Source organism: Paractinoplanes rhizophilus (assembly GCF_042664765.1).
GTDB classification, from domain to species: domain Bacteria; phylum Actinomycetota; class Actinomycetes; order Mycobacteriales; family Micromonosporaceae; genus Actinoplanes; species Actinoplanes rhizophilus.
In genome coordinates, this window is record NZ_JBHTBJ010000005.1 from 140,167 (window position 1) to 157,157 (window position 16,991).

The 16,991-nt window shown below is 70.2% G+C and carries 14 protein-coding genes and 2 riboswitches; of the genes, 4 read left to right on the forward strand and 10 right to left on the reverse strand.

Annotated features, from left to right (window positions below; all coding sequences use genetic code 11):
- Positions 1–234: 234 nt before the first annotated feature.
- Positions 235–1,239, reverse strand: coding sequence for a LacI family DNA-binding transcriptional regulator (locus tag ACFQS1_RS09740; protein WP_378965988.1), 1,005 nt, complete (start codon positions 1,237–1,239; stop codon positions 235–237).
- A 140-nt stretch (positions 1,240–1,379) separates the two neighbouring features.
- Here ACFQS1_RS09740 and ACFQS1_RS09745 point away from each other — a divergent pair, with 140 nt between their 5' ends.
- Complete coding sequence (locus tag ACFQS1_RS09745) at positions 1,380–1,814, forward strand: hypothetical protein (RefSeq protein WP_378965990.1); 435 nt, start codon at positions 1,380–1,382, stop codon at positions 1,812–1,814.
- An 88-nt stretch (positions 1,815–1,902) separates the two neighbouring features.
- On the opposite strand, the gene ACFQS1_RS09750 is transcribed toward ACFQS1_RS09745, so the two are convergent.
- Positions 1,903–2,262 (reverse strand): Atu4866 domain-containing protein, encoded by a 360-nt coding sequence (locus tag ACFQS1_RS09750; protein ID WP_378965992.1) that lies wholly within the window; start codon positions 2,260–2,262, stop codon positions 1,903–1,905.
- A 93-nt stretch (positions 2,263–2,355) separates the two neighbouring features.
- Complete coding sequence (locus tag ACFQS1_RS09755) at positions 2,356–2,955, reverse strand: TetR/AcrR family transcriptional regulator (protein ID WP_378965995.1); 600 nt, start codon at positions 2,953–2,955, stop codon at positions 2,356–2,358.
- A gap of 179 nt (positions 2,956–3,134) precedes the next feature.
- Between ACFQS1_RS09755 and ACFQS1_RS09760 the strand changes: the two genes are divergently transcribed.
- Entirely contained in the window at positions 3,135–4,031 is an 897-nt protein-coding gene (locus tag ACFQS1_RS09760; protein ID WP_378965997.1) for an ABC transporter permease, read from the forward strand.
- A complete protein-coding gene (locus ACFQS1_RS09765; protein WP_378965999.1) occupies positions 4,024–4,800 on the forward strand; it encodes an ABC transporter ATP-binding protein in 777 nt (258 codons plus the stop codon). Before ACFQS1_RS09760 ends, ACFQS1_RS09765 begins: the two co-directional genes overlap by 8 nt.
- Positions 4,801–4,900: 100 nt before the next feature.
- On the opposite strand, the gene ACFQS1_RS09770 is transcribed toward ACFQS1_RS09765, so the two are convergent.
- On the reverse strand, positions 4,901–5,914 hold the full coding sequence (locus ACFQS1_RS09770; protein WP_465263201.1) for a coiled-coil domain-containing protein: 1,014 nt from the start codon (positions 5,912–5,914) through the stop codon (positions 4,901–4,903).
- A 4-nt stretch (positions 5,915–5,918) separates the two neighbouring features.
- Positions 5,919–6,070: riboswitch (cyclic di-AMP (ydaO/yuaA leader) on the reverse strand.
- Between the two features lie 207 nt (positions 6,071–6,277).
- A riboswitch (cyclic di-AMP (ydaO/yuaA leader) is annotated at positions 6,278–6,426 on the forward strand.
- A 5-nt stretch (positions 6,427–6,431) separates the two neighbouring features.
- On the opposite strand from ACFQS1_RS09770, the gene ACFQS1_RS09775 reads away from it, so the two are divergent.
- Positions 6,432–7,469 carry a coiled-coil domain-containing protein gene (locus tag ACFQS1_RS09775; RefSeq protein WP_378966001.1) on the forward strand — a complete coding sequence of 346 codons (1,038 nt, stop codon included), beginning with the start codon at positions 6,432–6,434 and terminating at the stop codon, positions 7,467–7,469.
- Positions 7,470–7,582: 113 nt separating this feature from the next.
- Here the strand turns inward: ACFQS1_RS09775 and ACFQS1_RS09780 are convergent, their stop codons facing one another.
- The 6 genes from ACFQS1_RS09780 to ACFQS1_RS09805 form a co-directional block, all read right to left on the reverse strand.
- Positions 7,583–9,949 (reverse strand): glycoside hydrolase family 65 protein, encoded by a 2,367-nt coding sequence (locus tag ACFQS1_RS09780; protein ID WP_378966003.1) that lies wholly within the window; start codon positions 9,947–9,949, stop codon positions 7,583–7,585.
- A gap of 61 nt (positions 9,950–10,010) precedes the next feature.
- The gene (locus ACFQS1_RS09785; RefSeq protein ID WP_378966005.1) at positions 10,011–10,751 is read right to left on the reverse strand and encodes an HAD family hydrolase; all 741 of its coding nucleotides are present in this window, start codon (positions 10,749–10,751) and stop codon (positions 10,011–10,013) included.
- 91 nt (positions 10,752–10,842) lie between these two features.
- The gene (locus ACFQS1_RS09790) at positions 10,843–11,322 is read right to left on the reverse strand and encodes an ATP-binding protein (RefSeq protein WP_378966008.1); all 480 of its coding nucleotides are present in this window, start codon (positions 11,320–11,322) and stop codon (positions 10,843–10,845) included.
- A 131-nt stretch (positions 11,323–11,453) separates the two neighbouring features.
- Positions 11,454–12,749, reverse strand: a complete 1,296-nt coding sequence (locus ACFQS1_RS09795; protein WP_378966010.1) for an ABC transporter ATP-binding protein — start codon at positions 12,747–12,749, stop codon at positions 11,454–11,456.
- 144 nt (positions 12,750–12,893) lie between these two features.
- Positions 12,894–15,029 carry a bifunctional glycosyltransferase/CDP-glycerol:glycerophosphate glycerophosphotransferase gene (locus ACFQS1_RS09800; RefSeq protein WP_378966013.1) on the reverse strand — a complete coding sequence of 712 codons (2,136 nt, stop codon included), beginning with the start codon at positions 15,027–15,029 and terminating at the stop codon, positions 12,894–12,896.
- The gene (locus ACFQS1_RS09805) at positions 15,026–16,867 is read right to left on the reverse strand and encodes a DUF5941 domain-containing protein (protein WP_378966015.1); all 1,842 of its coding nucleotides are present in this window, start codon (positions 16,865–16,867) and stop codon (positions 15,026–15,028) included. The genes ACFQS1_RS09800 and ACFQS1_RS09805 overlap by 4 nt, the downstream gene beginning before the upstream one ends.
- Between the last annotated feature and the right edge of the window lie 124 nt (positions 16,868–16,991).

The following is a 16,991-nucleotide window of genomic DNA, read 5'->3' on the forward strand; positions in this document are numbered from 1 at the left end:
ACCCGCCTCATGCCGCGACCAGCTCTCGGCGCGCGGCCCGCCAGGTGCGCAGGCCGAGGATGCAGAGGGCGAGGAAGGCCACGTACAGGATCGCGGTCAGCCACAGGTCCTGGTAGCCGGACGAGCAGGGCCACGTTCACCAGGCCGGTGGCGAAGCCGAGCAACTCGGCCCAGGTGGTCGGCGCGCCGAACGCGGTGAACGCGGCGCCGGTCAACCAATCGATCACGACGAGATCATCGCATCGGCGGCGGGCCGGTGGTGCCGCGGACGACGAGGTGCGGCGGGATGACGGTCTCCCGGTGCGCGACGGGCGTGCCGGCGATGCGCTCGATCGCCCGGGTCACCGCGAGCGTGCTCATCGCGTCGATGTCCTGAGCGACCGTGGTGAGGTCGATGTGGGCGAGCCGGCTGAAGCTGCTGTCGTCGTAGCCGACCACGCTGATGTCGCCGGGCACGTCGAGGCCGCCGCGGCGCAGGCCGTCGAGCAGCCCGGTGGCGGACAGGTCGTTGAACGTGGTGACGGCGGTCGGCGGGTCGTCGAGCAGGAGCCTGGCGGCCCGGGCGCCGTCCTCCTCGCCGGAGCCGCCGGGGATGACCCGGATGAGATCCTCGAGGCCGTGCCGGCGCATCGCGTCCTGGTAGCCGCGACGGCGCTCGCCGGCGGCCACCCAGCGGGCGCCGTCGACGTGCGCGATCCGGCGGTGGCCCAGCGCCACCAGGTGGTCGACCGCCAGGTGCAGGCCGCGCGCGTCGTCGGTGCGCACCACGTCGACGGCCCGGTGGCGCACGGCCCGGAACATCACCACTACCGGCAGGCGCTCGGCCAGGGCGGCCAGATCGGCGGTGGGCGCGAGCGGGCCGAGCAGGATCAGCGCGGCGCAGCGGTCCTGGAGCAGGCCGGCGAAGGCGGTGCGCTCGTCGCGGCGCGGCGTCACGGCGCTGAGCGTCAGCTCGTACCCGGCCCGGTCGGCCGCGTCGTAGAGCCCGGTCAGCACGTCGTCGTGGAACGGGTGCCGCACGGCGAAGACCACCCCGAGCAGCCGGCTCTCGCCGCTGCGCAGCAGCCGGGCGCGGCTGTCGGGCTGGTAGCCGAGGCGGCGGGCGACCTCGAGAACCTGCTGCCGGGTCGTCGCGCCGGCGCCGGGCGCGCCGCGCATGACGATCGAGACCAGCGCCACCGACACGCCCGCCTCCGCCGCGACGTCGGCCAGCGTGGGTCGCCGCTCCCCTGCCCGCATGACCCGGAAGTTTACGTCCGACCACTAGAACGTTCTAGGAAGGCTGCCGGATTTGCCGGGATGGGACGCATCCTGCGCGGCTCGCGTGATGTTGTCGGTGGCAGAGGCGCCGACGACGGCGCCGGATACGGGGGCACATCATGCGCACGGGCATCAGGACTCTGTTCACCGTCTGTATCATCACCGCGCTCGCGCCGGCCGCCCCGGCCGCCGCGACTTCGGCCGCCGCCGCTTCGGCTCGCGCGCAGGCCACCAGGATCGAGGTCGACCGGGAGGGCGGTTTCGCGGGGCGCCACGACTCGTACGTGGTCGACCGCTGGACCCATGGCGGACGGCGACCCCTGCGGATGGCCGGCAGTCGGGCGTTTCTCCGGCTGCGCGGCTCCTACGGGCGGCTGAACGCGTGTTGTGACCTCTTCTCGTACCGGGTCACCGTCACCTACCGCGGCGGCTGGCAGAAGGTGGTCTCCACCATCCAGGGCGCCCCGGCGCCGCGCATCCTGTGGGACGTCATCGCCGACGTCCAGCGGGCCGGTGTGGACAGCGGCGCGAAACTGTCACACCCCGCTGCTTAGCTGAACCCCACCCAGTGCCGGGGCGGGGGCGGTCAGTGGGCCCGCCGATCGCAAGCAAAGCGCCCGCCAGACCCGGCGACCAGGGGGATCAGCGGCCGGCCAGGCTCAGGTGATAACCGGCCATCTCCAGCTCGCCCTCGCCCAGCACGACCGGCGTGTGCAGGCCCGAGTCGTCGCTCAGGGTCATCGTCGCGCCGTCGATGTGGTAGGTCCCGTGTGCGTGGCGCTTGCGGCCGGCGATCTGCCCGTCGTACGTGCCGTCCTCGAAGATGTCGAGACGGACCGTGCCGTCCGCGCTCAGCCAGACCCCCACCGGCGCCGTGGTTCTGACCTTCGCCGGCTTGCCGGCGGCGCCCATCGCCCGCCGCAGCAGGGCGGCGGTGTCCAGGGCGTGGGTGTCCAGGGCGTGGGTGTCCAGGGCGTGGGTGTCGACGGCGCGCTTGAGCATGGCGGCTCCTGGAGGGGCGGGCGGTTCGAGTGCGGGGAACGGCCTCTAACTTCGGCCGCGCGGGCCGATCTCGGAGTGCAAGCAGGTTGCGGTTCAGTTGGACGCGCGCAGCGCGGCCGTCACGGCGGTGATCATCTTGTCGAGGTAGTCGTCGCTCAGCGGGGTGCGCGCCACGGCGAGCCGCCAGTAGAGCGGGCCGAGGATCAGGTCGACGGCCACCTCGGGGTCGGTGCTCGCGGGCAGTTCGCCGCGCGCCTTCGCCTGGCCGATAAGCTTGTCGCCGACCGACTGCTGGTGGGTGCGCAGCGCCTTCTGGAGGGTTTCGGCGATCTGCGGGTTGCGGGAGGCCTCGGCCATCAGGTCGGGGATGATCTGCGATGCGATCCGATGCTGGAGCGCACGGCTTACGATCATCATGAGCAGCTGGAGGTCGCCGGCGAAGCTGCCGGTGTCGGGCAGCGGGACGCTGCGGCCCGCCACGTCCGAGACGATCTCGAGGACCATCTCGAGCTTGTTGCCCCAGCGCCGGTAGACGGCGGTCTTGCCCACGCCGGCGCGGCGGGCCACGGCCTCGATCGAGAGCCGGCCGTAGCCGACCTCGGCCAGCTCCTGCATGACCGCGTCGCGGATCGCCTTGGTGATGTCGCCCCGGAGCACCGCTGCCCCGGCGGGTGCACGCTTGGTTGTCGCCACGCGATCACTATACGCCAGGACGTAACGGTTGCGTTCCGCCGTTTGGTCGGATAGCCTTCCGTCACGTCGATACGAACCCGTTCCATCGACAGCGGCTTGGCATCCTGATTGTTGTGTTCTCGCGGAAAGCAGCAGGACCCGATGACCCCCTCGGGCCGACGAGATCGGAGCACCACCCCATGGCTCAGACGACCGTCGTCGAGTCCTACTCCGGGCCGACCCCGAAGGAGTTGGCCCGGAAACACGGACTAGGCGCAGCGGGACGACTGCCCAGCCTGCCGGAGTACACCCGGCAGATCTGGTCGTACCGGCACTTCATCTGGGAGTTCGCGAGCGCCAAGGTCTCCGCCGCCCTGGGCAACACCCGCCTGGGCATGATCTGGCAGGTCCTGACGCCGCTGTTCAACGCGGCCGTCTACTACGTGATCTTCGGCGTGCTGCTGAACACCCAGCGCGGCGTGGACAACTTCATCCCGTACCTGTGCACCGGCGTTTTCATCTTCGGCTACACCCAGTCGGTGGTGCAGGCCGGCGTCACGGCGATCAGCGGCAACCTGGGGCTGATCCGGGCGCTGCACTTCCCCCGGGCCAGCCTGCCGCTCTCGATCACCCTGGTCGAGGCCCGCAACATGATCGCCTCGATGGCCGTGCTGATCGCCATCGTGCTGTTCAAGGGCGAGCCGCTCACCTGGGAGTGGCTGCTGCTGGTCCCGGCCCTGCTCCTGCAGACGGTCTTCAACGCGGGCTTCGCCATGCTGGTGGCCCGGCTCGGTTCCAAGCTGCACGACCTGCGCCAGCTGGTCCCGTTCATCATGCGGGTCTGGATGTACGGCTCGGCCGTGCTCTACCCGGTCACCCAGTTCACCGAGCACCTGCACGGCTGGAAGCTGGCCGTGGTCCAGGCCAACCCGCTGCTGATCTTCATCGAGCTGATGCGGCACGCGCTGATGGAGAACGTGACGCTGGCCGGGCCGCCGATGCTGCTCTGGACCCAGGCGGTCGCCTGGACGCTGGTCATCGGCCTCGGCGGGTACGCGTACTTCTGGCGTGGAGAGAAGGGTTACGGCCGTGGCTGACGACGAGCGGATCCCCACGATCATCGCGGACAACGCGCACATCATCTACCGCATCCACGGCTCGGTCTCGGCCGCGCAGAACTCGCCGGTGAGCAGCCTCAAGCGGCTGGTCACCCGCACCAAGAGCGCCGCGGTGCGCGAGGTGCACGCGGTCAAGGGCGTCAGCTTCGTGGCCTACAAGGGCGAGGCCATCGGGCTGATCGGCACCAACGGCTCGGGCAAGTCGACGCTGCTGCGGGCGATCGCCGGGCTGCTGCCGGTCGAGCCGGGCGGCGCGATCTACGCGGCCGGCCAGCCCTCGCTGCTCGGCGTGAACGCGGCGCTGATGAACGACCTGTCCGGCGAGCGCAACGTGACGCTCGGCTGCCTGGCCATGGGCATGACCCCGGCCGAGGTCAAAGGGCAGGTGCAGGACATCATCGACTTCTCCGGCATCAACGAGCGGGGCGACTTCAGCTCGCTGCCGATGCGGACGTACTCGTCCGGCATGGGCGCCCGGCTGCGCTTCGCGATCGCCGCGGCCAAGAAGCACGACGTGCTGCTCATCGACGAGGCCCTCGCGACCGGCGACGCGAAGTTCCGCAAGCGCAGCGAGCAGCGGGTGCGCGACCTGCGCGCCGAGGCCGGCACGGTGTTCCTGGTCAGCCACAGCGAGCAGTCGATCCGGGACACCTGCGAGCGGACCATCTGGCTGGAGAGCGGCGTGATCAAGGCCGACGGCCCGACCGAGGACGTGATGAAGGAGTACGAGACCTTCGTGAAGAAATGAGGCTTGTTCGCGATCTACGTCGAGCTTCGCATCAGCGCATGTGATGCAAACGGTCTCCACCGTCGCGAACAAGCCTCATCAGGTCTCGTACTCCTGTCGCTCACGGGCGTACCGATAGGTGCACGTGGTTGGTGTGGTCGCTCGACGGGTCGCCGTTGCCCCTCGTGTACGCCTTCCAGCCGCTGCTCGGCAGCCAGATGCGCCGGAACCAGATGACGTACAGCACGCCCAGCTTGCTCGAGTTGTTGATGAAGTAGTTCGCCAGGTTGTTGCCGTACGTCTTGCTGCTGCCGGTCGCCACCCCGCCGAACCCGCCCTTGTCGGCCGCGAAGTCGCAGGCCCGGCCCTTGGGATGCTCGCCGCTGTTCTGCTCGCGGAAGCAGTGCACGTAGTGGGTGAAGCCGTCCGCCTGGGCCTCCCGCATGGCGTGCAGCATGCGCTGGGTGATCCGGCCACCGCTGGTCGGGTCGTCCACCATGCCGCTGCCACCCTGGAACGCGCCGGCGCCCTTGCTGCTGCCGCCGTCGCTGGGCTGCGGGTCGTCCTGGCCGGCGTTGGCCGCCTTGAGCGCGCTCTCGGCCTGGACCTTGCGCTTGGCCATCACGTTGACCTGCTTCTGCTGGTCGCGGATGGTCGCTTCGATCGCCAGCTTGGCCTTGGCCTGGCCGTCGCGGGTGGCCTGGAGGTCGGCCATCACGGCCTTCTCCTTCACCGCGACGGTCTGGAGGGTCTCGGCGCGGTCCAGGAACCCGCCGGCCGAGTCCGCGGTGAGCAGCGCGCTCATCGGGCCGAGCCGGCCGCTCATGTAGGACTGCTGGACGATCTTGTCGAACGCGGCCTGCCGGGGGGCCAGGTCGGTGTCCAGCTGCTTGAGCCGGGCGGTCAGCTCGACCTGCCGCTTCTTGCTCGCGGCCAGCGCGTCCTTGGCCTCGAGGTAACCCTTGGAGGCGGCCTCGAGCTGCTGGATCAGGGTCTTGGAGCCGCCCTCGCCGTCGTCGCCGGTGTCGCCCGGGGCCGCGGCGGCGGGCCCCGCGACCGCGAAGGCCAGGCCGCAGGCGGCCACCAGCATGGCGAGCGTCGCCGCTAATCGCCGGCGGACAGTAATGTGCCGCACAAACTGTTCCTTCCGTCGGCCGCCGACCGAGTTAGCTGACGGGTTCGGGACGGAAGTTCCCTACCACGCCTTCGGCGTGGATTCACCCCAACGCTGAGTTTCCTCAATCGCAGTGGTTCCCCGGCTCGCCTTGCGGCGATTAGGCGGCGATCCCCGGGCGGGGATCGGGACCGACGATACCCACGACATCGATTGATCGACAGATCTCGCACTCCACGCGATCACCGGATAACCGTCTGTCGACTTATTACGGAAAGTGGCCGAAGGATTACCACATTCGCATTTTCCCGGCACTGAACTGTCGCGCGACCTCGGGTAAACTCACCCGCGGCTCTGCCACCGAGGCACCGCCCCCGAGGTGCCGGCAGGCCGCCGCCCAATCGCCGCGAGGCGAGCCGGGGACCCAGGTTTCGCAGGGGTGAATCCGGGCCGAGTCGACAGACGAGGCCCGGTAGGGATCGCTTCCGTCCCGAACCCGTCAGCTAACCCGGTCGGCGGTAACCCGGAAGGAACCTGAATGACCGTACGTCCCCGCCGGTGGCTGACCCTCGCCCTGGCGCCGCTCGTGGCTGCCTCGATCTTCGCGGCGCCCGCCGCGCCCGCGAGCGCCGATCCCGACGATTCGTCGTCCTCGTCGGCCCAGCCCGACGAAAAGGGTGACGAGATCGAGTCGAACGCCACCCTCAACGAGGTCCTCGAGTCGTCGAACCGCAAGTTTGTGCAGGCCAAGGCGGCCGTCGCGAAATCGACCTCGACGCAGAAGAAGCTCGCGATCGAGATCAACCTGGCCGAGGCCAAGCGCGACTCGCTGATTCCCGAGGTCAACGCGATCGCGGCGCAGCAGTACCGCACCGGCCACCTCGGCGCCGCGAGCTTCCTGCTCGGCAGCCAGGGATCGGACGACTTCCTCGCCAAGGCGGTCTCGCTCGAGGAGATCAACGCCCTGCACGACCGGAAGCTGCACGAGCTCAACACGGCGATCGACGAGGTCACCGCCAAGAAGGCGGAGCTCGACGCCGAGGTGAAGCAGCAGCAGACCAACCTGGTCGCGATGAAGAAGCAGAAGGAGGCGGCCGACAAGGCGCTCGCGCTGGTCGGCGGCAAGAGCCTCACCGGCGGCTTCGTCGACGCGGTGTCCAAGCGGGCGGCACCGGCCCCGCGCAACTCCGACGGCGGATTCTCCGCCGAGAAATGCAACGTGAACGACCCGACCACAAGCGGTTGCATCACCGCCCGTACATTGCACATGTACAAAGAGGTGAAGAAGGCGGGCTTCAATCGCTTCGTCGGTTGTCACCGCGACGGCGGCCCGTTCGAGCATCCGAAGGGCCGGGCCTGCGACTGGTCGTTGCAGAAGAGCGGATTCTCGGTCGCGCACAACGCCGACATGAAGAACTACGGCAACGACCTGATGGCGTTCCTGGTGCGCAACGCCGATCGCCTGGGCATCTATTACGTCATCTGGTACGCGCAGATCTGGTTCCCGGCCACCGGCTGGCACGCCTATCACGGCGCGAGCAGCCACAAGGACCACGTACACGTCTCGATGCTTTAAAGAAAAGGGCCCCGCTGGGGGCCCTTTTCGGTCAGTGAGGGTTGTTCGGGGCGGTGGAGACCAAGCCGCTGACGTACGGCGAGGTGCAACTCGAGGCCGGCCCCGAACAACCCTCAGTCCTGCGGCGCCCGGCGGACCGGCGCCCGGCCGGCCGGCTGCGTGGGCGGCGGGCCGACCGGGCCCTGCGGCGGGATCGGCACGGTCACCGGCTTCACCTGGGTCACCTCGATCTCCTTGCCGTGGTGGGTGAAGACCAGGCGGGCCGAGCCGCCACCGTTGCGCAGCGAGTAGGTGACCTCGTCGGCGGTCACGTTCACCCGCACCCGCAGCCCCCGCCACAGCAGGGAGAACTCCAGGCTGCTGATCCGGCTGGGCAGGCGCGGCGCGAACGACAGCTGGCCGTTGAAGTCGCGCATGCCGCCGAGGCCGGCGACCAGCGAGATCCAGGTCCCGGCCAGCGACGCGACGTGCACGCCGTCGCGGGAGTTCTGGTGCAGGTCGTGCAGGTCCATCAGCGCGGCCTCGCCCAGGTAGTCGTGGGCCAGCTCGAGATGACCCACCTCGGCGGCCAGGACGGCCTGGACGCACGCCGAGAGCGAGGAGTCCCGGACCGTCCGCGCGTCGTAGTAGGCGAAGTTGCGCTGCTTCTCCTCCGGCGTGAACGCGTCGCCCCGGATGTACATCGCCATGACCAGGTCGGCCTGCTTGACCACCTGCTTGCGGTACAGGTCGAAGTACGGGTAGTTCAGCAGCAGCGGGTACGCCTCCGGGGGCGTGTTCTCGAAGTCCCACTCCTGCAGCCGGGTGAAGCCCTCCGATTGCTGGTGCACCTGGAGCTCCCGGTCGTACGGGATGTGCACGGCCGCCGCCGCGTCCCGCCAGGAGGCCATCTCCTCGTCGTCCACGCCGAGCTGACGGGCCAGGTCGGGGTGGCGCTTGGCCGCCTCGACCGCGCTGAACATGTTCTGCTGGGCCATCAGGTTGGTGTAGATGTTGTCGTCCACCACGGCCGTGTACTCGTCGGGGCCGGTGACGCCGTCGATGTGGAAGCGGCCGTGCCGGTCGTGGTGGCCCAGCGACCGCCACAGCCGGGCGGTCTCGATCAGCAGCTCGAGGCCGACCTCGCGCTCGAAGTCGTAGTCGCCGGTGGCCTGCACGTAACGGCGGACCGCGTCGGCGATGTCCGCCCCGATGTGGAAGCCGGCGGTGCCGGCCGGCCAGTACGCCGAGCACTCCTGGCCGTGGATGGTGCGCCACGGGAAGGCGGCGCCCTGCAGGCCCAGCGTCTGAGCGCGCTCCCGGGCCAGATCGAGCGTCGAGTGCCGCCAGCGCAGCACGTCGGCCGCCGCCGCGGGCTGGGTGTAGGTCAGCGCGGGCAGCACGAAGGTCTCGGCGTCCCAGAACGTGTGGCCGTCGTAGCCGGGGCCGGACAGGCCCTTGGAGCCGATCGGCCGCTGCTCGGCCCGGGCGCCCGCCTGCAGCGTGTGGAACAGGCCGAAGCGGACGGCCTGCTGCACCTCGGGGTCGCCGTCGACGCGGACGTCGGAGTGGTCCCAGAACGCGTCGAGGTATTCCCGCTGGGCGTCCACCAAGCCCTCCCAGCCGTCCAGCCGGGCGCTGGCGAGCGCGGCGCCCACCTGGTCGCGGATGGCGGGCAGCGAGCGGCTTCCGGACCACCCGTACGCGGCGAGCTTGACCACCCGTAGCTTCTGGCCCGGCTCGAGCTTGGTGGCGACCGTGGTGCGCAGCCAGTCGGGGTGGCCCTCGGTGGTGATCGCGTGCTTGCCGGGCGCGTCGACCAGGTGCTCCATGGCCGCGGCCATCCGCAGGTCGCTGGCCTTGGTGCGGTGCACGAGCAGGCCGCCGGTGCGCTGCTCGAGCATCTCCTCGGCCTGCAGCGGGTGGTCCAGCACCGCCGCCACCCGCGGGTCCTTGCTCATCGGCGGCAACTGCTCGTTGGCGACCAGCTCGGACTGCAGGATCAGCCGGGCGGAGGCGTCCAGCGGCTCCACCTCGTACAGGAAGGCGACGACGGCGCGCTGGGTGAACGAGACCAGCCGTACGGTACGCACGCGGATCGCCTGGCCGGACGGCGAGACCCACTCGACGTTGCGCTCGAGCGTGCCGGCCCGCAGGTCGAGCACCCGCTCGTGGGAGCGGAGCTCGCCGTACCGCACGTCGAACGGCTCGTCGTCGACCAGCAGCCGCATGAGCTTGCTGTTGGTTACGTTGATCATCGTCTGGCCGGACTCGGGGAATCCGTAGCCGGCCTCGGCGTACGGCAGCGGGCGCAGCTCGTAGAACGAGTTCAGGTACGTACCCGGAAGGCCGTGGGGCTCGCCCTCGTCCAGGTTGCCGCGTATCCCGACGTGCCCGTTGGCCAACGCGAACACCGACTCGGACTGGGCCAGCAGGTCCAGGTCGAGCCGGGTCTCCCGGATGTGCCAGGGGTCCACGGGATATGCCCGTTCACGGATCACGGTGGTGCCTCTCGCGAATGAAAAGAGAAAGACGTCGAAAGATATAAACGCTGATACGGGGTCAGCGCGTCAGGAGTTCGGACAGGTCCGTGACAACGATGTCGGCCCCGTGCTCCACCAAAGCGTCATGCTGCCCGACGCGGTCAACTCCGACCACGATCCCGAAATTACCGGCCCTGCCTGCGGCAACGCCGGCCTGAGCGTCCTCGAAGACGGCGCACGCCGCCGGCGGGAGACCCAGGAGCTTGGCCCCGTACAGGAAAGTGTCGGGTGCCGGCTTGCCAGGCAAGTTTTGCTCGCGTGCGGTCACGCCGTCCACGCGCTCCTCTATGAGGTCGGCAATACCGGCTGCCTCCAGCACGTCCTTGCAGTTGGCGCTGGCCGAGACCACCGCGCGGCGCAGTCCCGCGTCGCGGGCGGCCTTGAGGTACTCGACGGAGCCCTCGTAGACCTGTACCGCGCCCTCTTTGATCTTCTGCAGGACGAGGACGTTCTTGCTGTTCCCCAGGCCGTTCACGGTCAGCTGGTCGGGACCGTCGTCCGGAGCCCCCTCGGGCAGGGTGATACCGCGAGAGGCGAGGAAGGTGCGGACACCATCGGCGCGTGGCCGGCCGTCGACGTAGTCGTGGTAGTCGGCGCCGGAGTCGAACGGCACGAAGTCTTGCCCGTGCTGTGCCGACCACGTCTTGAGGAACGTGTCGAACGTCTGTTTCCACGCAGCATTGTGCACAAGCGCGGTCTGCGTGAGCACGCCATCAAGATCAAAAAGGCATGCCGTCACATGCGGAGGTAGTCCGAGCACGCGCCCAATGTAGTCGCATGCGGCTCGTCGCGAGTCCCGAAGGGCGGCTTCACATTTTCCGGGACCTTTACGCCCTGTTCAACCTGCTGTTTCAGGCGGATGTCGCCCGGCGTGGCAGAGCGATCCGCAGCCCGATCGTGGTGCCGATCGGGCCCGTGGCCACGGTCACCTCGTCGCAGAGTTGATGGGCGAGCCAGATCCCCCGGCCGCCCACCTCGAACGAGTCGGGCACCTCGGGCGGCCGCAGAAAGTGCGCGGGGATGCCGGGGCCCGCGTCGGTCACCGTGCACCACGCCGAGCCCCCGGCCAGCCAGAGCACCGCGCGCCCCTGGCCGCCGGCGTGCAGCACGACGTTGGTGATCACCTCGTTGACCGCGAGCACGAAGCCCTGGAGCCGGTCGCCGGACAGGCCCGCGGCGGCGAGCCGGCCGGACACCTCGTGCCGCACCACGGCGATCTCGTCGCGGCCGAAGCGCCGGTCGAGGAGCTGCGGCGCCTCGCTGGGCGACGGGTCCAGAGAAGAAGAGCCCGGGGCCGAAGTACCCGGAGCCGATCGCACGCTCTGTCCCATTCTCTCCTCCACCGTGGTGCAGCCTACGCGGTGTGCTCGTCCCCTGGCACGAGGCCTCTCGGAAGAGATGCGAGTTGCCGCGTCGATACGCCATCGCACCGACGCACGGAATCGGTTGGGGGCGGCGACCGTCACCGCCAGCCGATGTCGATCCGATCGCCGCGCTCGTCGAAGAAATGCAGCATGTCCATGCGCACCGCGACCGACAGCGGGTGTCCGGGTGAGACGGCCGGATACGGCGCCAGGCGGACCGCCAGCTCGGCCGGGCGGCGGTGGTGCCGCCCCGGGTCGAGCACGCTGGTGCGTTCCTCGCGGGTCTGCACCGCGGTGGCCGCGGCGCTCCCGCGGCCGGTCAGCTTCTGCAGCGCACCGCCGAACTTGCGGAGCGTGCCGCTCGGCTCCGGGTCGGGCTTGCCGGTGCCCATCTCGTCCACCACGATCGCGGTCGCCCCGATGTCGAGGTACGCCAGCGACTCGTGCCCATGGTGCTCGAGGTAGCGGATCCGGCCGCGGAGCACGTCGCCCTGCACCTCGGGCGCCACCGGGGTGAGCGCCTCGGCCCGCATGCCGACCACGATGCGCTCGCCGTGGTAGTGCGCCACCGCGCGGGCCCGGATGTCGGTCCACGGCAGGTACAGCGCCTGCTCGCCGAAGTTCAGCGTGACGTACTGGTCGAGATGCACATAGACGGACGCCTCGAGCAGGTTCATCCGGGGCGAGCCGAGGAACGCGGCCACGTAGAGGGTGGCCGGCCGGCCGTACACCTCGGTGGGGGTGCCGACGTCCTGGAGCACGCCCTTGCGCAGGATCGCCACCCGGTCGGCCATGGTGAGCGCCTCGGCCTGGTCGTGGGTGACGTACATGGTGGTGACGCCGAGCTCGCGGGTGAGGCCGGTGATCTCGGCGCGCAGCTCGGCGCGCAGCCCGCTGTCGAGGTTGGACAGCGGCTCGTCCATCAGGAACAGGCCGGGGCGGCGCACGATCGCGCGGCCCATGGCGACGCGCTGGCGCTGGCCGCCGGAGAGCTGACTGGGCTTGCGGTTGAGCACGTCACCGATGCCGAGAGCGCTCGCGACATCGCCGACCCGCTCAAGCCGGCTGTTCGGCTCCATACCGGACAAACGCAGCGGAAAGCCGATATTTTCGTTCACCGTCATATGCGGATAAAGAGCGAAGTCCTGGAACACCATCGCAATGCTGCGGTCCCGCGGCGCCAATTCGAGCACCGGGTCGCCATTGAGGAGAATGTCCCCTTCGGACGGATCCTCCAGGCCCGCGATCATTCGCAAAATCGTCGATTTCCCGCAGCCGGACGGGCCCAGGAGCACGAGAAACTCGCCGTCGTCGACGTCGAGGCTCACATGATTGACGGCAACCGTGCCATCGGGCCAAACCTTGGTGACGTCCTTGAGCAAGACGGTGGACACCGTCTCTACCTCCTACCGGGAAAGTACGCAATGATCCCGGTCCCACGATGTCCGGCGATCTAGCTCACTTTGACGAGGAGTATCGATATGCCGCCATCGGGTGAACGTGCCATTTGCCCACAGTAACGGATCGATTACACCGAACTATCGCTGGTCGAGAAAGACCCGGCGAACCACCCGTTCGGCCGCGCGGCCGTCGTCGAGGTAGCAGAACCGCTCCCGGAACGCCGCGCGCGCCGGGTCGCCCCAGCGATCTTCCTGGAAGATCGCCACCAGGTCGTCGTACGTCGTGGCGACCGGGCCCGGCGGCATCGCCATCAGGTCGAAGTAGACGCCGCGCAACTCGCGGTAGACCTGCCAGTCCGGTGCGTAAATTACCAAAGGCTTGTCAAGCACCGCGAAATCGAACATCGCGGACGAATAGTCGGTGAGCAGGACGTCGGCCGCCAGATAGAGATCCTCGACGTCCGGATGCCCCGAGACGTCGATGATCCGCTCGCTGCCACCGACCGGGCGGGAGACGCCCGCATAGAAGTAGTGCGCGCGCACCAGGAGCACCGTCTCGGGGCCCAGGGACGACGCCAGCCGCTCCACGTCGAGCACGGACGCACCCTCCGGCAGCCACTCCCGATGGGTCGGGGCGTAGAGCACCACCCGCTTGCCGGCGCCGATGCCGAGCCGCTCGCGCATCGCGGCACCGTCCGAAGAGGACGCGGTGGCGAGCCGGTCGTTGCGCGGGTAGCCGGCCTCCAGCGTCTCGTACCCGCACGGATACGCCCGCTCCCAGGCGATCGTGGTGTGCGCGTTCGCCGACACGCTGAAGTCCCACCGGTCGGCGCGCCGCATCTGACCGGCGAAGTCGGTGTCGCGCACCGCCGCCGGATGATCCAGCTGGTCCATCCCCATCATCTTGAGCGGGGTGCCGTGGTGGGTCATCACGTGCGTGGTGCCGCGCCGCTTGACCATCATGTTCGGCCAGTTCACGTTGTTGATCAGATAGCGGGCGCGGGCCAGCGCGCGGTAGTAGGGCAGCGTGCCGGCCACCACGTGGTCGACGCCGGGCGGCACGGCGGCCACCCGCGAGGGTTCGATCACCCACACCGCGCGCAACTGCGGGACGAGCTCGGCGGCCTTCGCGGCGATCGCCGCCGGGTTGCAGGTGACGCCGCGATACCAGTACGCCGCGTAGAGCGCGAGCGAGCGGTCCACCGGCAACACGAGTTGCAGCCAGTAGTAGAGGCGCCCGAGGACCTGCCAGAAGCGCTTCGCGACCTTCGGGCGGGGCCGGCGCAACACCGCGCGGGCCGCCCGCATGGCGATCTCCGCGGCCCGGAACGCCGGGTACGACCCCCGGGCGACCAGCCGGTAGCGCAGTCCCTCTCCCCCGCCCGGCGACGGGAAGCCGGCCGGCGGCAGGTGCCGGCGATACATCTCCCGCATCCGGGCGAAGAAGCGGCGTCGCGAGGCCGGCGGCACCCGGTTGTCGTGCCGCAGCACCCGCATGAAGTGCCACAGCATCCGGCGGAACAGCAGCCCGCGCACCTCGTCGCCGGGATTCGCGTACTTCGCGCAGAGCGCGAGCGCGTGCTCCCAATGGTCGAAGACCTCGAAGTGCCGCTCACCCACGGTCTGGGTGATCGCCCCGGTCCGCCGTTGCCGGTAGTGCACGCAGGTGCGCGGCAGCCCGCTGATCCGGCTGGCCGCCAGCATCAGCGGGAACGTGAACGAGACGTCCTCGTACCAGCCGGCCTCGAACGCCAGGCCGAGCCGCCGGAGCAGCTCGCGGCGGATCACCTTGTTCCACGCCACGTGCAGGGTCTCGAGCACCCGAGGCCACTGCTCCGCCGAGAAGACGCGGGGCGCGTCGCCGAGCAGACGCTTGGCCGAGCCGGTTTGCACCGAGCCGTCCCAGTGCACCCGGTCCCAGCCCACCACCAGCACGTCGGCGTCGGTGGCCCGCAGCCGGGCGGCCACCGCGGCGAGCGCCCCGGTGGCCAGCCAGTCGTCGCTGTCCAGGAACCAGACGTATTCGCCGCCGGCGTGCTCGAGCCCCAGGTTGCGGGCGCGGCCGAGGCCGACGTTGGCCGGCGAGGTGATCACCCGGACCCGGGGGTCGCGGGCCGCGTACTCGGCCAGGATCCGGCCGCTGTAGTCGGGCGAGCAGTCGTCCACCGCCACGATCTCGAAGTCCTCGAAGCTCTGGCTCAGCACCGAGTCCAGGCACTGCGCCAGATAGCCCTGCACCCGGTAGACCGGCAGAACGATGCTCAGAAAGCTCACGAGCGGCGCCAGTCGGCGATCGCGTGCCCCAGGAACGAGGCGCCCACCAGCGCCGCGATCCCGGCCTCGGCGAGCGTGGCGTGCCCGGCCAGCGCGAGCGCGGCGAGCACCACCACCCGCACGTCCCAGCCGAGCAGCGCACCGGCGCCGCGCGCCCCGGGGGCGCCCTTCTCCATCCGCGCGGTCAGGTCGTAGTGGCGCAGGGCCAGCGTGAACAGCAGCAGGAACACCACCGGCGGCGGCACCGAGCCGACCAGCCCGACCGCGACCACGTAGAGATACTCGGCGGCGCGCAGGAACGCCGGGACCAGCCAGTCGAGCGGGCCGTCGTGCCGGGCCTTCGCCGGGATGCCGGCCCCGAGCAGCACCAGGGCCACGGCGCCGGCCGCCGCCTCGGACGAGGAGCCGGACAGCACCGAAGAAGCGACCAGGATCAGCGAGGTGACGGCCGCGAGCGCGGCGAAGGCGAGCGGCGCGGGGGCGCCCGGGAAGGCGAGCAGATGCCGGACGAGCGGCCCGTCGTCGCGGTGCCGCATGGTGTCGACCTTGTCGAGCACGCCGACCCGCATCGAGATCGACCGCAACGAGCGAAGAGCCAGGGTGTACGCGAACGCGAGCAGTCCCGCGGCCACCACCGCGCCGAGCGCGACCCGCCCGTTGGTCAGCATGGCCAGCACGGCGATCAGCGCCCAGCGCTCGCCGATCGGGAAGACCACGATCCGCTTGAGCCAGTACGCCGCCGACCCGGTCTCGCCCTGCACCCGGTTCGACGCCGCGGACAACCGCGCGCCCACCCCGCCGGCCGCCTGGGCCCGCGGGTGGGCGGCGGCCTCGTCGTGCAGCGCGCCGTACCACGTGTCGGTCATGTGCCGGACGGTCTGGAGCAGGATCGCCATGATCGCCAGCGGCCACGCGTACGGCAGGCCGATCCGCTCGGCGCCGGCCGCGAGGCCGGCATACACGGCGTATTCCTTGGCCCGGTCGGCTATCGTGTCGAGCCAGCCGCCGAACGCGCCGAACCGGCGGGTGTACCGGGCCAGCTGGCCGTCGACGCAGTCGAGCACGAAGCCGAGGTAGAGCAGTATTCCGCCGGCGATCATCGCGGGCCGGGAGGCCTGCCAGAAGGCGAGCGCGGCGGCCACCGCGAACAGCACCGAGATCCAGGTGACGGCGGTCGGCGACAGGCCGAGGCGAGCGGCGGCCCGGGTGACGATCGGCGACCAGGTGCTGACCGCGTACGTCGTGAAGAAGTCGTCCTTTTCCTTGACGGCCAGACGCAGGAGCGCGGCGTCCTCGTCGACGGCCACGACCGCCGCGCGGGCCCGGGCCAGCTCGGCCGACGTGTGCACCTGCTCGGCCCGGAGCAGCCGCACCGGGGTGGCCACCGGCACCACGCCCGCGTCGAGCAGGGCGGACAGCAGGTCGGGACGGTCGGCGACCTTGTCCAGCGTGGGCAGGTCGGCCGGGGCGAGGCAGAGCGCGCCGAGGTAACGGACCGTGCCGCCGCCGGGCCCGGCCGGCAGCAGCTTGCCGCGGTCGTCGCGCAGGTCACCGGCCGGGTCGGCGGCGACCAGCGCGGTGGTGCGACCACCCGGCTCGGTCGCCAGCATGCGAAGCAGGCCGGGGTGCGCCACCAGGTTGTCGGCGCAGATCAGCAGCCGCTGATCGGTGTCGTACGCCCGGCGGGACAGCGCCCGCAGCCGCACGGGATCGCCGAAGCGCTCCACCTCCGTGGCGCCCGCCGCGTGCAGCGCGCCGACCAAATCGTTCGCCAACCGGCCGGCGTCGCTGGGATCGAGGGCATTGCCGTTGCCGGCGGAGAGTACGGCCAGCGTCACGGATTTGTCACCGCCTCGACCCGGGGCCCGTAATCGGCGTCCAGGTTAACAGCGAGCCGGTCTCGGGTACGGGTCACCCTTACGGGAACGCGGCCGACCGGCTCCACCTGCGGACTGAGGGAAG

What these genes read in the sequence shown, in the direction of transcription:
- ACFQS1_RS09740 (WP_378965988.1), bottom strand. Translation starts at nt 1,239, where the DNA reads ATGCGGGCAGGGGAGCGGCGACCCACGCTGGCCGACGTCGCGGCGGAG.
- ACFQS1_RS09745 (WP_378965990.1), top strand. Translation starts at nt 1,380, where the DNA reads ATGCGCACGGGCATCAGGACTCTGTTCACCGTCTGTATCATCACCGCG.
- ACFQS1_RS09750 (WP_378965992.1), bottom strand. Translation starts at nt 2,262, where the DNA reads ATGCTCAAGCGCGCCGTCGACACCCACGCCCTGGACACCCACGCCCTG.
- ACFQS1_RS09760 (WP_378965997.1), top strand. Translation starts at nt 3,135, where the DNA reads ATGGCTCAGACGACCGTCGTCGAGTCCTACTCCGGGCCGACCCCGAAG.
- ACFQS1_RS09775 (WP_378966001.1), top strand. Translation starts at nt 6,432, where the DNA reads ATGACCGTACGTCCCCGCCGGTGGCTGACCCTCGCCCTGGCGCCGCTC.
- ACFQS1_RS09790 (WP_378966008.1), bottom strand. Translation starts at nt 11,322, where the DNA reads ATGGGACAGAGCGTGCGATCGGCTCCGGGTACTTCGGCCCCGGGCTCT.